The sequence below is a fragment of the Desulfosporosinus sp. FKB genome (genome assembly GCF_002196705.1).
In the GTDB taxonomy this organism is placed as follows: Bacteria; Bacillota; Desulfitobacteriia; order Desulfitobacteriales; family Desulfitobacteriaceae; genus Desulfosporosinus.
The window spans coordinates 270,626-287,454 of record NZ_NADJ01000038.1 but is presented as its reverse complement, the minus strand read 5'-3'; the positions used below and the strand labels follow the sequence as shown (position 1 = coordinate 287,454).

Sequence of the window (16,829 nt, the reverse complement as noted above, 5' to 3'; positions counted from 1 at the left end):
GAAAGCCTTCTATTGTAGTTATGATCCTACGACAGAAGGCTTTTTTTACTCCTTGAAGGTTAGGTACGGTATTTGGCTTTTAGATTTGATCACAATATTAAGAAATTGATTTTTAGGGTTTTGTATGAAATTAAGCTTCGGGCTGATAATAGCCTTTGCGGTTAAGAGAGAGCAAACCAGCGACAATTGCAATTCCCATTGAGGTTAACATGACAATCTGATAAGCCCCGACAAAAGCATTTGCTTGTTGTTCTGCTGTCGGAGAGGTGATACCTTCCAGCAGGATTGCCTGTCTGTTTTCAAATAAGGATACAGAATAAGAGATTCCAATAACCATGCCAACATTTCGGAGCAGGGCGTTAATTCCACCGGCAATACCTAATTTTATGGTTGGAACTGAACTCATGACGCTGCTGTTATTGGGAGATTGGAAAAGACCACAACCCAAACCTATCAGCAAAAGACCAGGTACGATTTGCCAAGTTAGTGAGCAGGCGGTTAGACTGGACAAATATAAAAAGCCAGAGGCGAAGACGATCAATCCGCTTGTGGTCAGGACGCGTGGGCCGATTATATCCGAGATGAGTCCGCTGATTGGTGCAGAAATTGCCAACATCAGGGGAAAAGAGGTCATTATTAACCCAACTTGGGTTGGATCAAAATTTAAAACATGCTGTAAGTAAAAAGGCATCAGCATGGTATTGGCAAACATTGCTACAAAAGAAAGAAATCCGGTAATATTTCCCGCTAAAAAGGGCCGGATTTGGAACAGGGACAGATCAATCATAGGGCTTGAAACGCGAATTTCGGCCAAGAAAAATGCTGCCAATAAGATGAGACCGAGGATTAAGCCACCTCTGATCGGATAGGAGTTCCATCCCCAATCTTGGCCATTACTGAGGGAAAATAAAAGGCACAGCATGCCGCTGGTAAAAAGAAAGGCGCCAATAAAGTCGAATGTTTCGTTGCTTTGCAAGGGTGTGTCTAAGGGAAGAATTAGGAGGGCGGCTATGTAACCTATAATTCCAATAGGCAAATTGATGTAAAATATGGTACGCCAGTTTAACAACCCAACTAATATGCCGCCGAGGGCGGGACCGGTAAGGCTTCCCAAAGCAACAACAGTTCCGGTTAGCCCCAAAGCCTTTCCGCGTTCCTTTGGAGGGAAATTCGCAGTAATAATGGCCGGGCTATTTGCCATGAGGATCGATGCCCCAATTGCCTGGAGGACACGCATTCCGATGAGAAACCAGATGTTTGTCGCCAGGCCGCAAAGTACAGAACCAAGAGTAAAAATAATAAATCCGAAAGAGTAGACTCGTTTTCTTCCAATAAGATCAGCTAAGCGCCCAAAAACAGGGAGCAGGCTGGAGATGGTTAATAAATAGGCAGTAACTACCCATTGCAGCGTTGATAGGTTTGCTTGTAATTTTCCTGAGATTGTCGGTAAAGCTACACTGACAATACTGCTGTCCAACGTTGACATAAAGGTCCCAATGGAAACCGTTGCTAAAATAAACCATCGGTATTTTGGGGAGTCTTTAAAATAGCTGGAGTTGTAACCTTCGATCAAAAAACTTGCTCCTTTAGGCAATGCCGTTCAGTTTTTCAAAGATTGCTTTTCTTTTCCCGATGGTTAACACGACGACAAGATTTTCAGGGGCAAATACGGTGTAAACAACTCGGTATTCCTTGTGGCCGCAGTGGAAAGAAACACGGTATGTTTCATAATAGGGTCCTCTTAGCCTTTTAAATCCCAATGGATCTTCTTCGAGTCCGCTTAACACTGCGGGTATTTCCTTAAGCTCTGCCGGTTGGAGGACAGCCAAATCATGAATTCCCCGGGTGGTTATGACAACTTGAAAAGGCGTTGGAGATGATTTCACGTTCTCTAATGGTTTTATGCTTTGGACGGCGCGCCATTTTACGGATTGGAAATTTTTGTGGGCCCGGTAACCTTCTTCTGCCATACGATCAAGGACTGTGCTTAACTTTAATTTTTGTTCCAGTAATCTATTCTTAAGCTCGTCGCCTGTAAATCCGGCGCTATGTAAGTCACCGATAATCAGGTCTTCAAAAAAATCGGAAAGTGGTTCGACTGAACGCTCGGCAGTTCTTACGAAAACTTTGCCTTCAGAATCAACACATAAATCTAAAGTGTCTCCTGGAGCTAATCCAAAGAGGTTTCTCAATTCCAAGGGTAATGAGATTTCACCTTCTGCTCCGACCTTCACCCGGTAAGTTTCCATTGTTTTTCCCCCTCTTAGTTCATGTCTTTTGGCTTGAACTTGGGTTATACGGGTATACATTGTAGTTATCTTTATGAATTCGACGGATAATTGGTTAATCCTTCCTGCTTGTAAATAATATTTAGACTATTCTGCACAAGATAAATATGTTACTCAGTTTTGTTTTGAGATAACAAGACTTATACTATAATATGTATGTGGGAAAAAAAGCTCCAAATTTGGTCAAAAGGGGTTTTGCAGCTTTGGGAAAAAAGAATTTTTATGTTGTAAAAGAGGGATACAAGAAGGGGCTTTTCGATAATTGGCCTGATTGTCAGTCAGCAGTTAAAGGGTATAAAGGAGCAGTTTTTAAAGGATTCGAAACGAAAGCTGAAGCCCTTGCCTGGAAAGATGATGGAGAAGATCAAAAGGGTGGGGTCAAGGAAAACTCCTCTGAAGATAAAGTATGTGAAGTGAACTGGGAGTATGACTATGACGTTTATACAGATGGCAGTTATCGAAATGGGAAGTATTCCTTTGGCTATGTTTTTGTCAAAGAGGGACAAGTTGTTTTTGAAGCGAATGGAGATGGAGAAAATCATGAAGCTGCCATTATGAGGAATGTTGCCGGAGAAATCGCAGCGGTAATACATGCTGTGAAAAAGGCTAAGAGTCTGAATGCCAAGATAAGAATTTATCATGACTATTCAGGAATTGCCAACTGGGTTACTGGCGCCTGGAAAGCTAAGAATAAATTTACACAAGCCTATGTAACCTTTATGAAAGAGTACCAAGGCCTCTACACTTTCGAAAAGGTAGCCGGTCACAGTGGTAATCGGTTTAACGATTACGTGGACCGGCTTGCGAAGGAGGCATTGGGAATTAGCAGTAAGATTAGATAAAGAGCTGCATATCTGACTCTAAGGCATCTTTTAAGTATTCCTTAGCAGTAATAATTTGGACCTCCGGCAGTAATTCATCCTCTTTGAAGCCCATGACCTCAACAGAGAGCTTACAGCCAAAAAAGGTTACACCTTTTTTTCGGGCCCCATTAAGGAAATCGGTGAGTGTGGGGGTCTCGTCATCATTCATCATCTCAAGGAGCATTTGTTTTCCTAAGCCTGCCATATTCATGCGAGAAAGTGGCAGTTCTTCCGGCCCTTTGGGTGTCATTAAACCGAAGATTTTTTCAAAGGCAGTTTTATCGTCTGCTGATAACTTAGCTGGATCTCTTACCAAAAATAATCCCCAAAAAGCAAAAAACATGCTCACATTAACCCCTAATTCTTTTGCAGTATTGGCGAGTATGAGAGCTGCTAAGGCTTTATCATAGTCACCGCTGAACATGAGAATATTCATCTTTTTCTCCAATACTTACACCCCTTAGAATTTGTTTTCTAATGCTAGTATAAGTAAAAATTAGAATTGTATAACTTAGGAGATGCTCATTGTGGGGTGTCTGACAATTTGCTCCAGGGTTTGCAGGAGAATATTTATTTCGTTAAAATTATTATAGAGGCCAAAACTTATACGGACGACACCTGGGCGAGAAGAATTGCGGCTCTTTTTGTAATACTCCATTTGTTTCGGAGAAATTGAGAGTAATTTCTGGATATAGGGTTGAGTACAGAAGCAACCCGTCCGAACGGCGATACCGGCTTCCTGAGAGAGGATTGAACCAACCCGTTCATGATGCATGCCTTTTATATTGAAGGGAATGACGCCTATATGGGGTTCTCCCGGGCTGAATTGAGTATACAGTGTAATGCCCGGAATTGATCTTAGTCCCGAATAAGCATATTCGGCAAGCTGATATTCATAGTGATCAATTTTTTTCAGGTCTAGAGCACACAACGTTTTTATGGCAGCGACAAGAGCGACAACCCCGATAACATTGGGAGAGCCGGCTTCATCCTTCATTGGAGGGTCGTTCCAAAAAACCCAATTATGGGTTACGATCTCTGCGGTTCCTCCCCCTACCATTTCTGAGACCCCTTTTTGAAAGGTTTCACGAGGTCCGATCAGGACTCCGATACCAAAAGGTGAGTACATTTTGTGAGCCGAAAATGCCAGATAATCGATACGCTGAAGCGGGTTTTCCGGCCTCATATTGACAATGGTATGGGGTACCATTTGAGCTCCATCCACAAGGATTTTAGCTCGATAACGATGAGCTAATTCGGCTATTTTATGTATGGGGTTAATATAGCCGGTTACGTTTGATGCTCCGGTAACTGTAACTAATTTTACTTTCCCTTTATAGCGTATTAGTTTGTTTTCCAGGTCCGTTATGTTTAGTTTTCCCTGAGAGTTTACCTCTACATAATCTACCTGAAATTTGTTTCTCCATGGCAAATCGTTGGAATGATGCTCCATCCATGTGGATAAAACTACACTTTTCTTATTGTCTTCGCAAAGGCGATAAGACAATTTATTAATGGCTTCCGTCGTATTTTTAACAAAAATCGCCGTATCGTTATCGGGGTCAGCATTGACGAAATTAAGAACGATTGATCTTGCTTCTTCGTAGATCTGGGAAGAATATTGCGATTTGTACCCTGTACCGCGATGAACTGAAGAATACATTGGTGCGAAGCGATTTATTTCCTCCATGACAGAAACTAAAGGGGGAGTTGACGCAGCATTATCAAAATTAATGCCCGCTACCCATTCACCGTTGTATAAGGGAATCTTCATGTCTGTCCCCATAACAAGATGTCTATAAATTGATTCTGAAAGTTTATAGTTCATGTAATCATCTCTTTCAGTTAAAAATATGTTTCTTCAGCATCATATTATTATTTAATCAAAAGGTGACTAAAGAATTTGACTACATGATATATTCTCCTGTGTAACATACTAACATTGAAATTCACTTGCAAAAGTATGGAGGTAACTATGAAAAAGTCAGGTGAAATCCAAAAACGCCCAAAAGGTCTGGCCAGCGCCAAATATGATTCTCGGCGAGCAGAATTCAAGCAGCATCAGAAAAAAGGTAAGGATCTTAAAGAGAACCCCTAATAGCGAGCTCTAGTTTTCAAGCCTCAGCCTAAGGCTGAGGCTTGAATTCAGTAAATGCGGTTTAGAGTAAGTTGATGGTATAATTAATCGTTAACCGAGATTAAAAACCTATGTGTTGTAAAAATAGTTTTGCTGAAGATGGAGGTTTAAAGATGACAACTGTAATTGAACGATTCTTACATTATGTAAAATTTGATACACAATCCAGTGAAGAAACCACTGCCCTCGCAACTCCCGGGCAATTTGAATTGGCTGATACTCTCGTTGAAGAACTTAAAGCTATGGGGTTAGACGATGCTTCCGTCGATGAAAAGGGATATGTCCTTGCTCATTTGCCGGCCAATACCACCAAACATATTCCGCCAATTGGCTTTATCGCCCATCTGGATACAAGCCCCGATATGCCTGGCAAGGATGTAAAACCTCAGCTTATTGAAAATTATGATGGCGGTGATATTGTCCTCAGCGGAGATAAAAATATTGTTCTATCACCGAAGGACTTTCCGGAATTATTAAATTACCGCGGAAAAAATCTAATTACCACCGATGGAACAACCTTACTTGGAGCAGATGACAAGGCAGGAATCGCGGAGGTGATGACGGCCATTGATTATCTGCAGAATCATAAGGAAATTTTACATGGGATGATTTGCATTGCTTTTACCCCTAACGAGGAAGTAGGCAGGGGAGCGGACTATTTCGATGTTCAGAGATTTGGTGCAGAGTTTGCTTATACCGTTGATGGTGGTGCAATCGGGGAATTAGAATATGAAAATTTTAATGCGGCCGGGGCAAAGGTTAAAGTCCAGGGCAGAAATGTTCACCCAGGATCGGCTAAGGGTAAAATGATTAATGCTATTTTGCTGGCTCAAGAATTTATTATGAAGCTGCCAACGGATGAAACTCCTGCCAATACCGAAGGATATGAAGGATTTTATCACTTGACTGATATTCAAGGAAACGTAGAAGAGACAATCCTTAATTATATCGTACGTGATTTCGATATAAGCTCTTTTAAGCGAAGAAAGGATGATTTACAGCAGATTATCAGTGATCTTAATGAAAAACATGGAGCCGGAAGGTTTTCCATTGAGATTAAGGATCAATACTTCAATATGAAAGAAAAGATCGAACCTGTAAAGCATATTCTTGAGAATGCGGAAAAGGCCATGAATGAAGTTGGCGTGGTGCCGGATATCCGTCCGATTAGAGGCGGAACTGATGGGGCGAGACTATCATTTATGGGGTTGCCTACGCCAAATATTTTTACCGGCGGACATAATTTTCACGGAAAATTTGAATTTATTCCCACGTTTGCTTTGGAAAAAGCGGTAGATGTTATTTTAAAAATCGTCGAGATTTATACTGCAAAATGATAGTTTTTAAAAACATGATAAGCTTTTCTGAGGCCTAATAATTCAATAATACAATAATACAAAATTTGGTTAACATTTCTCCGTTAAGAACGCATGTTCTTGATTATTTGGTTTGATACAGAAAATTGCGACGGGTTTATACTTGCTATTATTATCTCTAAAACGTATAGTAGACAAGGACCTTTTCCGAAGCTGAAGAGGTTAGTCGTAAATATTTGAGGGGTTGAATCCAAAATGGCTAAATTACAGTTAATAGCAACGGCTGCCTTTGGTTTAGAATCTATTGTCGCCCGAGAGTTGAAGGAACTAGGGTATTTCGATCAAGTTGTTGAAAATGGAAGGGTTACTTTTGTCGCCGATGAGCTGGGAATTTGCCGCTCAAACATTTGGCTGAGAAGTTCTGATCGCGTCCTGTTAAAAATCGGTTCTTTCAAGGCTATGACCTTTGAAGAGCTCTTTCAAGAGACGAAAAAATTGCCTTGGGAAGAATGGCTTCCCGAGGATGCGAACTTTCCTGTCCAAGGAAAATCAATCAAATCAAAGTTATACAGTGTTTCCGACTGTCAAGCTATTGTTAAAAAGGCAATTGTGGAACGGTTAAAGGAGAAATATGGCCGTAGTTGGTTTGAAGAAACTGGGCCCCGCTATCAAATTGAGGTTGCCCTTCTGAATAACGAGGCTACTTTAACAATCGATACTTCCGGACTTGGTCTGCATAAACGCGGTTACCGTAAACTTGCGGGTCAAGCACCTCTAAAAGAGACTCTAGCTGCAGCAATGGTTCAATTGAGTCATTGGCATAAAGAACGAGCTTTATTAGACCCTTTCTGCGGGACGGGAACGATCCTAATTGAAGCAGCTATGATTGCCCTTAATCAGGCGCCTGGCCTTAAGCGAAGCTTTGATGCCGAAAAGTGGCAATGTATTTCCAAAGGGTTTTGGCAGGAAGCCTTTCAAGAGGCCCTTGATCTTCAAGAACACAGTAAAGACCTACATATTTATGGCTCAGATATTGACTCTAAGGCTCTGTCTTTAGCAAGGACACATGCTCAGGAGGCCGGTCTCAGTGATCTGATTCATTTTCAGCGTTTGCCGGTGGCAGAAGTTAGATCAAGATTTAATTATGGTCATATTATTACGAATCCACCCTATGGAGAGCGACTAGGTCAAAAGGACGAAATTGAACAGCTTTATCTTGAACTTGGTGAGACCTTTAACCGTTTAGAAAACTGGTCTCTCCATGTTATTACGAATCAACAATATCCCGAACGCTTGATGGGGAGGCGCTGGGATAAAAGCAGAAAACTTTATAATGGACGACTAGAGTGTCATTATTATCAATTTTTTGGACCACGTCCGCCGAGAGAAAGTAGTCGATCGTGAACAAAAAATGCAAAAGAGGATTATTCCCCTGTCGCCGGGAGAATAATCCTCTTTCAATTATATCTTAAGTTTATCATGTGCGGTTTTCCGGACATCTAACGCACAGAAACGGGAGGCTCTCCTTTTACGGTTTGAAGATCTCGCAAAGCTCGTTGAACCTCCTCGTCGAGGCCTTCAAGGGCTATGATGACGGCCCCTTCCGAACCACCGACACCTCCGGCAGCAATGCAGCGAGCTTCCACGTCATATAATGTTTCCAGTGCGGTTAACTCAGTGACAGGAGTTGCCCCCAACATTGGGATAAGACCAACTTTATGTCCAATCGACTCATCTACGCTGGATTTGGTCATGAACTCTACAGCCTGACGAACATCGGGCACCATTTTTTCAAGGCCGATAGGAACGATCAGCTTTACTCCGCGGGCATAGAGTAATCCCTGTGCTGCCCCAATGGTTCCGCCCGAAGCATCTGAAACCATCACAGCCGTTAAGCCGGTGTGATCGACAGCATTGCCACCTTTGATAAAGATATCACCGGATTTTAACTTAGGAAGATATTCTTTCCAAGGGGTCTCAATAACTTTCCCCTCAACAATGACATAAGGAGCAGTTTTCTTTGTAGAGCGGCTGATTCCTAACTCTCCTTTGGTAACAATGCCCATTGTGTAGCCTGTCTTATCTTCAATGGTTACCCCTAGCAATTCTTCAGCTACAAAAGCATTTGTTGTACCTCCTGCGATGATAACAGCATGGTTGTTCAAAGCATTCTGAACGCAAGACATTCCTTTAACCCCTCTGGCAATAAGACGTTTAGATTCGCTGGCAGTTAACGTTATTAATGCTTTCATACAATAACCTCCTTGCAGTTTTTTATTAATGATGTATTTATGTTATACGAAAACAATAATTAATAAAAGCTAAATATTATGTTTTTGGTTAGAGTCTAAAAAAAATGTAAATATTTTGTCAAACAGTAATTATAATTAAGAAATATCAGATCATTAAGCCTTTTTTGAATAAAAAATTAGATGTGTGCACCATAAAGATACAATTAGATAATGATATGGTAGGATAAAAAATGATAATTTTACAAGCTTAAATAACTCAAATACACTAAACGTGATAATAATAACAAAGGAGGTAGAGGGTTTTGTTTCTAAGTTTAATTGCTTATGCGGCCATACTCCTTTTTCTTGGTTTGTCCGCTTATAAGGCCTATCAGTTTTCAAAATTACCATTACACGGGCGAATGGAACTATATCCCGTACCGAAAGAAAAAGGATTTGAGCACGGAGGCTCATTCTATGAGGAGATTTCTTGGTGGAAAAAACCTCGAGAAGTTTCACATGTTCGGGAAATTGTCGAAATGTTTAAGGAAATAGTCTTCATTAAAACGTTATTCGAAAATCAGCGCCCTTTTTGGTGGCTTTCTTATGCACTTCATCTAGGAATTTATTTTATTTTTGTTTGGACATTCTTGTTAGTTGCCGGAGCCGTTTCAATGCTTAATGGAATTGTGGTGGCAGCGAATACAACGAGCGTTTGGGGACTTTTATTATTTTATCTAACCTATATTACCGGGATTATTGGACTTGTTTTAGCAGCGTTAGGTTCCGGGTTGTTAGTTCTTCGTCGTATGTTTGACTCTACCCTTAAAAAATATACGACACCTCAAGAATACTTTAACCTTTTGCTGCTCTTTGCAGCAGTCGTTACCGGAATCATTACCTGGAGCAGCGACTTTTCCTTCAATTCGGCTCGAGAAGTTACGGCGGGCATTATTACCTTTACACCTTTTGCTGCCAATGGCCTCTTGGTAGTCCATGTTATTCTGGTCGGAATTATGTTAATCTATATTCCCCTTAGCAAAATGAGTCATTATGTAGGAAAGTACTTTACCTTCCATACAGTTCTGTGGGACAACAGCCCTAATCTTAGAGGAAGCGCTATTGAGCAAAAAGTGAAGACGGCTACTTCTTATCGTCCAACTACCACTTGGTCAGCTCCTCATATTCAGGCACCTAGCTCCACGAAGAAATAGGATTAAAATTCTTAAGTGAACTTTTTGAGAAGAGGAGAACTAAATATATGTTAGATCAAAAAGATTTGCGCCCGAAAGATTTGGGACGTCCGGATGAACAATTGATTAAACTCGAAACCTATAATCTTATGCCATTATTGCCTCCCTATGATAAACCGGGTATGCAGCCACCTATTTCCGAGCCCAAGCCTGCATGGAGAGAAAAATACTGTGCATCTTTAGACGGCTTTATCGGACTCGATACTCTGACCCGTCCTCAAACGAAAGAGGAAGAAGACGAATTTGTGCGTAAGTTTCTTAGTGGTTTAGAGAAAATTTTCTCAGATGCCAATAATGGTATATTGGAACCTCTGTTACTGTCTTTTGAATATTGCGCGAAATGCAACACGTGTTCCGAAGCTTGCCATATCTATAAAGCAGCCGGAGACAATGAACTTTACCGTCCAATTTTCCGCTCGGAAGTTCTGCGTAAAGTTGTGAAAAAGTATTTTACGAAGAGCGGAAAACTATTAGGCGGCTTTGTAGGTGCGGACATTGATGTCAATTGGGAAACAATTGCACGTTTAGGCGAGTTAGCTTACCGTTGCAATCTCTGCCGCCGATGTGCTCAAACTTGTCCGTTGGGCTTAGATAATTCTATTCTCTCAAAGGAAATTCGTAAGATCTTTAGCCAGGAAATGGGAATTGCCCCAACACCTCTGCACAATAAAGGATCTATGCTGCAACTCAAAACGGGTTCCTCCACAGGTTTAACAAAACCAGCTTTCTTAGATACCTTGGAATTTTTGGAAGAAGATACAGAAGAGAAATTTGGTATCAAATTGAAATTCCCTGTTGACAAAAAGGGTGCAGATATTCTTGTTTTGCATAACGCCGGAGAATTCATTGCGTGGCCGGAAAATCCTGTTGCTTTTGCAATTTTGATGAACGAAGCAGGCCTTAATTGGACACTAAGCAGTGAAATGATGGGTTATGACAGTGTTAACTACGGATTGTGGTATGATGACGTTCAAGCTAAGAAAATTGCTTTAGCTCAGATGAAGGCTGCTAAGGAACTGGGCGTTAATCGTATTATCGTCGGTGAATGCGGCCATGCACATAAAGCATCTATTGTTGCAGGTGACCGTATGGCTTATGGAGATGCGAAAGTTAATGTTGAAAGCTGTTTGCCGCTTCTCTGGGATTTGGTGCAGAGTAAGCGTCTGAAAATGGATCCCAGCCGTAATAATTTTCCGGTGACTTTGCATGATCCTTGTAATGTTGTTCGTCAGATGGGGATTGTTGAGCCCCAGAGAAATGTCTTAAGGGAAATCTGCCCTCAGTTCAGAGAAATGACACCCCATGGCGTTGATAATTATTGCTGTGGCGGGGGGAGTGGCTTTGCCATTATGAATGCTCTAAACTTCCCGCAATTTCGAGATAATGTGGCTTCCCGTATGAAGTTCAACCAAATTCTTGGCGCTTTTCAAGGTAAAATGGAAGATGCCTCTCAGGTTAAGTATATCTGCGCCCCCTGTTCTAACTGTAAGGGAGCTATGCGGGCAATTCTAGAGCACTATGATGCTACAGAGAAGTTTAATCTGCAGTATGGCGGTCTCGTTGAACTTATGGTTAATGCTCTTGTAAGCATGAAACGACCTTACTTCGAATTCCTGGAATAGTTTTAGCCATATAATTTACTGATGGACCATTTCATTGATCTGGAATGGTCCATCTTTTCAGCAAACATTTAGGAACAGGTGTTCCAAGACTGTTTGCTTATTTCATGTTATGCTATGAACTTTCTTGTTTTCAAGGCCATGGTGCAACAAATTTGGGAAGAAATTTTATGGTGGGCTTTAAAGAACTTTAAAGAACTATAGAAGTTTACACTAAACGAAAATGTAATTAACGCTGCATATCTAACGATAAATATAATAATTAGTTTTGCATATTGTACAATCGCAATTATATATTGTACGTATAGAATACAAGGTGTTAAATTAAGAATATGAACTAGTGTTAATTTACACAAGAAGATTTCTCCTAATTTCTCACAATGTTCATTTTTTAATACTTCTCTTTTAAGGTTAAGGAGGTGTAATTAGTGTTTATCGTATCAATTGACGAGGATCAGTGCTCTGGCTGCAATTCATGTACTGAAGGATGCCCAGCTCACCTGCTTGGCTTTAGTGATGACAAAGCACATGTAATCGGCGACGAATCAGAATGTATGGGTTGCGAAAGCTGCATTTCTGTTTGCCCGACTGGTGCTGTCACTATTACTGAAATGTAGAAACCCCATAAAATAATAGATGGAGGGTGTGCAATGACGGAAAAGAAAACGCCGCTACTGGACGAACTGGAAAAAGGAAAATGGCCCAGTTTTGTGACGGAAATGAAACGCGCTGCAGTTAAGAGTGAGTCTGCTGGCGAGTTGCTCCAAGTTTTGGAGAGATCTTATGTTGAGCACAGAGGACACTGGAAACATGGTGGAATTGTTGGAGTTAGAGGTTACGGCGGTGGTGTTATCGGCCGTTATGTTGATGAGCCTGAAACCTATCCAAATGTTGCTGAATTCCATACAGTCCGTATCAATCAACCATCAGGATTCTTCTACAACACGAAAACACTTCGCACAATTTGTGATATTTGGGAGAAATACGGCAGCCGCTTAACAAACATGCATGGCTCTACTGGGGACGTCATTTTGCTAGGCTGTAAAACAGAGGATATCCAACCTATCTTTGATGAGTATAGCGAAGCTGGTTTTGACTTGGGCGGATCTGGATCCTGCCTTAGGACAACCAACTGCTGCGTAGGACCTGGCCGTTGTGAGTTTGCCTGCTACGATACTCTTGAAGCATGCTATAATATTACCAATGAATTTATGGATGAGCTTCACCGTCCAATGTGGCCTTATAAGAGCAAAATTAAGTTCTCAGGCTGTGCTAACGACTGCACCGGTGCAATTGCCCGCTCAGATATCTCAGTCATTGGTACTTGGCGTGATTCCATCCAATTTGATCAAGCAGCTGTTAAAGAATATGCAGCGAAGAACTTTGATATTCAAGGTCTGGTTTGTGACAAATGTCCGACTAAGTGCCTGACTTATAATAGCCAAGCTCAAGAGCTTTCCGTAGTTGCTGAAGATTGCACGCGTTGTATGCACTGCATCAACATGATGCCTAAAGCAATTAAAGCTGGTAAAGAAAAAGGCGCTTCCATTTTGATCGGTGGTAAATCAACAATCGTTCAATCAGCGTTTATGTCTTCAGTGGTTGTACCTTTCATGAAGATGGAAGCGGAAAGCGACTTTGAGGAATTTAAAGATCTCGTAAGACGCATTTGGGATTGGTGGGATGAGAACGGTAAGTCTCGTGAGCGTCTTGGAGAATTAATTTATCGCGTAGGAATGGGTAAATTCCTACGTGAATGTGAAATTCCTGCTGTACCACAGCAAGTCTTCCGTCCGCGTGCTAACCCATATGTATTCTGGCAGCAAGATGACCTTGACAAGTCAGGTACTGCTCTTGATGGTTCGAAACTCTAATAAAATAGATAGTTTAACGAGAGGTGGATAATCATGGCAAAATTAGACCAAGGACCTCCTAATTATAAGGAGATGCTTCCTCCAATAATTAAGGAAAACTATGGCAAATGGCAATATCATGAGATCCCACAACCGGGTGTACTCAAACACGTTGCTGAGAGCGGTGCAGCTCTTTATAGTGTGCGTGTAGGTTCTCCTCGTTTAGTAAGTATTGATTTCATTCGTGATATTTGCAACCTTGCTGACCAATATTGCGATGGACATCTGCGTTTCACAACACGTAACAACGTAGAATTCTTAGTGTCCGATGAAGCAAAACTTAAGGCTCTTCTTGAGACATTATCTGCTCAAGGATATGCTGTTGGCGGTACAGGAGCATCCATTAGTAACATCATCCACACTCAAGGATGGGTTCACTGCCATACACCTGCAACAGATGCTTCAGGCGTCGTTAAGGCTGTTATGGATGACTTATATGAGTATTTTGAATCCATGAAGCTCCCGGCTAAACTCAAAATGGGCTTAGCCTGCTGCTTAAATATGTGTGGATCAACACACTGCAGTGACATCGGAATTGTTGGTGTTCACCGTACTCCTCCTCGTATTGATCATGAAAAACTCCGTAAAACAACTGAAATCCCGACGCTGGTAGCAAGCTGCCCGACTGGTGCTATTCGTCCAGATCCGAAGAACAAGAGCGTTGTCGTAAATGAAGATAAATGCATGTACTGCGGAAACTGCTACACCATGTCTCCGGCTATGGAAATTTATGATCCGAGAAATGACGGTATTGCTATTCTCATCGGTGGTAAAGTTTCCAATGCCCGTACTGCACCGAGCTTTTCTCGCATGGTAATTCCGTTCCTGCCGAACAATCCGCCGCGTTGGCCTGAAGTTACAGAAGCTATCCGCAGTATTATTGAACTCTGGATTGCCAATGCACACAAAGGTGAGCGTCTTGGTGAATGGATTGAGCGTATTGGCTGGGAAAAATTCTTTAGCCTAAGTGGATTGCCGTTCTCTGAAATGCTTATTGACGATTATATCTTTGCACGGGAGACTTTCCGTACGGCTGCTGGATTTAAATACTAATTAAAAATTTAGGGGGTATAGACAAATGGGTAGAGGACCAGCGAACCCAGAAGTCAAGAAGAAAGTTCTTGAGTACTTGGCTAAGGTTGAAAAAGCTAAAAGTAGAGACGTTGCGGTTGCCATCGGCGAGAAGAAAAGCGATGTTGATGATGCCGTAAAAGAACTTACTGCTGAGGACCTTGTTGAATACCTCTATATTACGACAACTTATATTTGCCTAAAAGGTAAAGTAAAAACACCAAATTCATAATTATTGATCGACGCGATCACTCTTAATCATCAGTTTTAAATCGTTGACCATCCCGACTTCTCTGATCCTGTTTCTGCTGATTATTCGATCAAGCATTACCCGGGATCGGAAGTTGGGTGGTCAATTTTGTTATGAGGTGCCGTAAGTCATAAGCAAAAGCTCCAAGAAAGGTGTGGATGATGTGTTGCCTATATCAGAAAATATGACTGTGAATCTTGATCAAAGTAACCTAAGCGTCCCACGCATCGTCATTGGAGCACCTCAAGGGAGAAGTGGCAAAACCACCTTTACCTTAGGATTATTAAGGGCTTTTGTGCGGCAGGGTGTTAGGGTTCAACCTTTTAAAAAGGGACCTGATTATATTGATACCAGTTGGCATACTGTAGCTGCTCGTACAACAAGCCGCAATTTAGATGCTTATTTTATGACACATCAAGAACTTTGTGAGTCCGTTTATAATCATTCAAGCGACAAAGATGTTACAATTATTGAAGGCGCTATGGGATTATATGATGGATCTGACCTGCGAGGGAGCAGCTCAACAGCTGAAATAGCTAAGATAACACGAACACCAGTACTTTTGGTTGTTGATGCGACCCGTATGACTCGAAGCATTGCGGCAATGGTTATGGGGTATCAGCATTTTGACCCGGAAGTACAAATACTTGGTGTTGTTCTTAACAAAGTAGCTCGTAATCGGCATGAGAAAGTTGCACGTGAGTCTATTGAGGAATTTTGCAAGATTCCTGTCGTTGGAGCAATTCCTAAAGATCTTAATTTAACCATTCCTGATCGCCACCTTGGCTTAGTCACGAGTGATGAATTCAATGAAACAAATCAATTATTGGATTATTTTGCAGAGGTTATTTCTCAACATGTTGATTTGGAACTAGTGTTGGAGTTAGCTCGAAGTGCCCCGAAAGTTCCAAATATCCAGGGAAAAACTTTAATTAATTCAGACGATAATCTGAAAGCAAGGAACAGTTCGCCTAATATTGGAATAATTAAGGATGCTGCTTTTAGTTTTTATTATCCTGAAAATATTGAGGCCTTACAGCGACTTGGAGCTAATCTGATTCCAATTAAAGCGCTAATTGATAGTAAACTTCCTGATGACCTCGATGGTTTATATATTGGGGGAGGCTTTCCGGAGATTTTCGCTGCAGAACTTGAAAAGAATAAATCAATCCGGGAAGATATTAAATTCTATGCAGAAAAAGGTCTCCCGATCTATGCTGAATGTGGGGGATTAATGTTTCTGGGTCGCTCCATATGTATCTCGAATAAAAGTTACAATATGGTAGGATTGCTTCCCTTTGATACTCAAATGGAACGGAAACCCCAAGGGCATGGGTATACGCTGATGAAAGTTAACCAGGGGCAACCTTGGTTTGATGATGATATAGAAGTTAAAGGACACGAATTTCATAATTCTCGTATTATTAATTTATCTTCTGATGTAAAATTTGGTTTTGAAGTAAAACGTGGTCATGGAATTGACGGACAACATGATGGAATATATTATAAGAATGTATTTGCTTCTTATAATCATCTTCATGCTGTAGGGTGCCCAGTTTGGGCTGAACGTATGGTTGATCTCGCCATACAATATAAGCAAAGAAAATGGCTGTTACTTGAGAAAGCTGCCGGTCAAAATTAGATATAGTTTCAACGTTTATGATATTATATATTTGAAACCCGGATAAATCATATTTGGGAGGCAATATAAGCATCTTCACCTGATTGATTTAATCCCGGATATGCTGAAAAAAGAACTCCGCAGAACCATAATCTAATGCGGAGTTCTTAAATTTCCTATATTTAAGAAAAAGAACGTTTGCTCATCTGGAATAATCTTTCTGCTAATGGTATTATAAATATATACGATACCAAACCTATTTTTTTA

General features: G+C 41.1%; 16 protein-coding genes. 11 read left to right on the top strand and 5 right to left on the bottom strand.

Features of this window, described 5'->3' with window-relative positions; genetic code table 11:
- Positions 1-130: 130 nt before the first annotated feature.
- Together B5Y67_RS17840 and B5Y67_RS17835 are read right to left on the bottom strand one after the other, a co-directional pair.
- Positions 131-1,573: an MFS transporter gene (locus tag B5Y67_RS17840; RefSeq protein WP_242976029.1), complete on the bottom strand. Its 1,443-nt coding sequence runs from the start codon at positions 1,571-1,573 to the stop codon at positions 131-133.
- A 13-nt stretch (positions 1,574-1,586) separates the two neighbouring features.
- Complete coding sequence (locus tag B5Y67_RS17835; protein ID WP_088227756.1) at positions 1,587-2,249, bottom strand: AbrB family transcriptional regulator; 663 nt, start codon at positions 2,247-2,249, stop codon at positions 1,587-1,589.
- Between the two features lie 242 nt (positions 2,250-2,491).
- Between B5Y67_RS17835 and B5Y67_RS17830 the strand changes: the two genes are divergently transcribed.
- Entirely contained in the window at positions 2,492-3,130 is a 639-nt protein-coding gene (locus tag B5Y67_RS17830) for a ribonuclease H family protein (protein ID WP_170932733.1), read from the top strand.
- Here the strand turns inward: B5Y67_RS17830 and B5Y67_RS17825 are convergent.
- Together B5Y67_RS17825 and B5Y67_RS17820 are read right to left on the bottom strand one after the other, a co-directional pair.
- Complete coding sequence (locus B5Y67_RS17825; RefSeq protein ID WP_047808174.1) at positions 3,123-3,599, bottom strand: DsrE/DsrF/DrsH-like family protein; 477 nt, start codon at positions 3,597-3,599, stop codon at positions 3,123-3,125. The genes B5Y67_RS17830 and B5Y67_RS17825 overlap by 8 nt on opposite strands.
- A 63-nt stretch (positions 3,600-3,662) precedes the next feature.
- Positions 3,663-4,979: an aminotransferase class V-fold PLP-dependent enzyme gene (locus B5Y67_RS17820; RefSeq protein WP_088227754.1), complete on the bottom strand. Its 1,317-nt coding sequence runs from the start codon at positions 4,977-4,979 to the stop codon at positions 3,663-3,665.
- 147 nt (positions 4,980-5,126) lie between these two features.
- On the opposite strand from B5Y67_RS17820, the gene B5Y67_RS26260 reads away from it, so the two are divergent.
- From B5Y67_RS26260 to B5Y67_RS17810, 3 genes are all read left to right on the top strand, one after another.
- Positions 5,127-5,249, top strand: a complete 123-nt coding sequence (locus B5Y67_RS26260; protein WP_282432792.1) for a hypothetical protein — start codon at positions 5,127-5,129, stop codon at positions 5,247-5,249.
- A gap of 152 nt (positions 5,250-5,401) precedes the next feature.
- Positions 5,402-6,625 (top strand): peptidase T, encoded by a 1,224-nt coding sequence (gene pepT, locus B5Y67_RS17815; protein ID WP_088227753.1) that lies wholly within the window; start codon positions 5,402-5,404, stop codon positions 6,623-6,625.
- Between the two features lie 234 nt (positions 6,626-6,859).
- The gene (locus tag B5Y67_RS17810) at positions 6,860-8,008 is read left to right on the top strand and encodes a class I SAM-dependent RNA methyltransferase (RefSeq protein ID WP_088227752.1); all 1,149 of its coding nucleotides are present in this window, start codon (positions 6,860-6,862) and stop codon (positions 8,006-8,008) included.
- Between the two features lie 95 nt (positions 8,009-8,103).
- Here the strand turns inward: B5Y67_RS17810 and B5Y67_RS17805 are convergent, their stop codons facing one another.
- Complete coding sequence (locus tag B5Y67_RS17805) at positions 8,104-8,856, bottom strand: hypothetical protein (RefSeq protein WP_088227751.1); 753 nt, start codon at positions 8,854-8,856, stop codon at positions 8,104-8,106.
- A gap of 302 nt (positions 8,857-9,158) precedes the next feature.
- Between B5Y67_RS17805 and B5Y67_RS17800 the strand changes: the two genes are divergently transcribed.
- The 7 genes from B5Y67_RS17800 (at position 9,159) to B5Y67_RS17770 (ending at position 16,583) form a co-directional block, all read left to right on the top strand.
- On the top strand, positions 9,159-10,049 hold the full coding sequence (locus B5Y67_RS17800; RefSeq protein WP_088227750.1) for a respiratory nitrate reductase subunit gamma: 891 nt from the start codon (positions 9,159-9,161) through the stop codon (positions 10,047-10,049).
- A 47-nt stretch (positions 10,050-10,096) separates the two neighbouring features.
- Positions 10,097-11,710 carry a (Fe-S)-binding protein gene (locus tag B5Y67_RS17795; protein WP_088227749.1) on the top strand — a complete coding sequence of 538 codons (1,614 nt, stop codon included), beginning with the start codon at positions 10,097-10,099 and terminating at the stop codon, positions 11,708-11,710.
- Positions 11,711-12,135: 425 nt separating this feature from the next.
- Positions 12,136-12,324 carry a 4Fe-4S dicluster domain-containing protein gene (locus B5Y67_RS17790; protein ID WP_047808167.1) on the top strand — a complete coding sequence of 63 codons (189 nt, stop codon included), beginning with the start codon at positions 12,136-12,138 and terminating at the stop codon, positions 12,322-12,324.
- A 33-nt stretch (positions 12,325-12,357) separates the two neighbouring features.
- Positions 12,358-13,581: a dissimilatory-type sulfite reductase subunit alpha gene (gene dsrA / locus B5Y67_RS17785; RefSeq protein WP_088189044.1), complete on the top strand. Its 1,224-nt coding sequence runs from the start codon at positions 12,358-12,360 to the stop codon at positions 13,579-13,581.
- 33 nt (positions 13,582-13,614) lie between these two features.
- The gene (gene dsrB / locus B5Y67_RS17780) at positions 13,615-14,673 is read left to right on the top strand and encodes a dissimilatory-type sulfite reductase subunit beta (protein ID WP_088189045.1); all 1,059 of its coding nucleotides are present in this window, start codon (positions 13,615-13,617) and stop codon (positions 14,671-14,673) included.
- Positions 14,674-14,698: 25 nt separating this feature from the next.
- On the top strand, positions 14,699-14,923 hold the full coding sequence (locus B5Y67_RS17775) for a hypothetical protein (RefSeq protein WP_047808164.1): 225 nt from the start codon (positions 14,699-14,701) through the stop codon (positions 14,921-14,923).
- Between the two features lie 202 nt (positions 14,924-15,125).
- On the top strand, positions 15,126-16,583 hold the full coding sequence (locus B5Y67_RS17770) for a cobyrinate a,c-diamide synthase (protein WP_088227933.1): 1,458 nt from the start codon (positions 15,126-15,128) through the stop codon (positions 16,581-16,583).
- Positions 16,584-16,829: the final 246 nt, after the last annotated feature.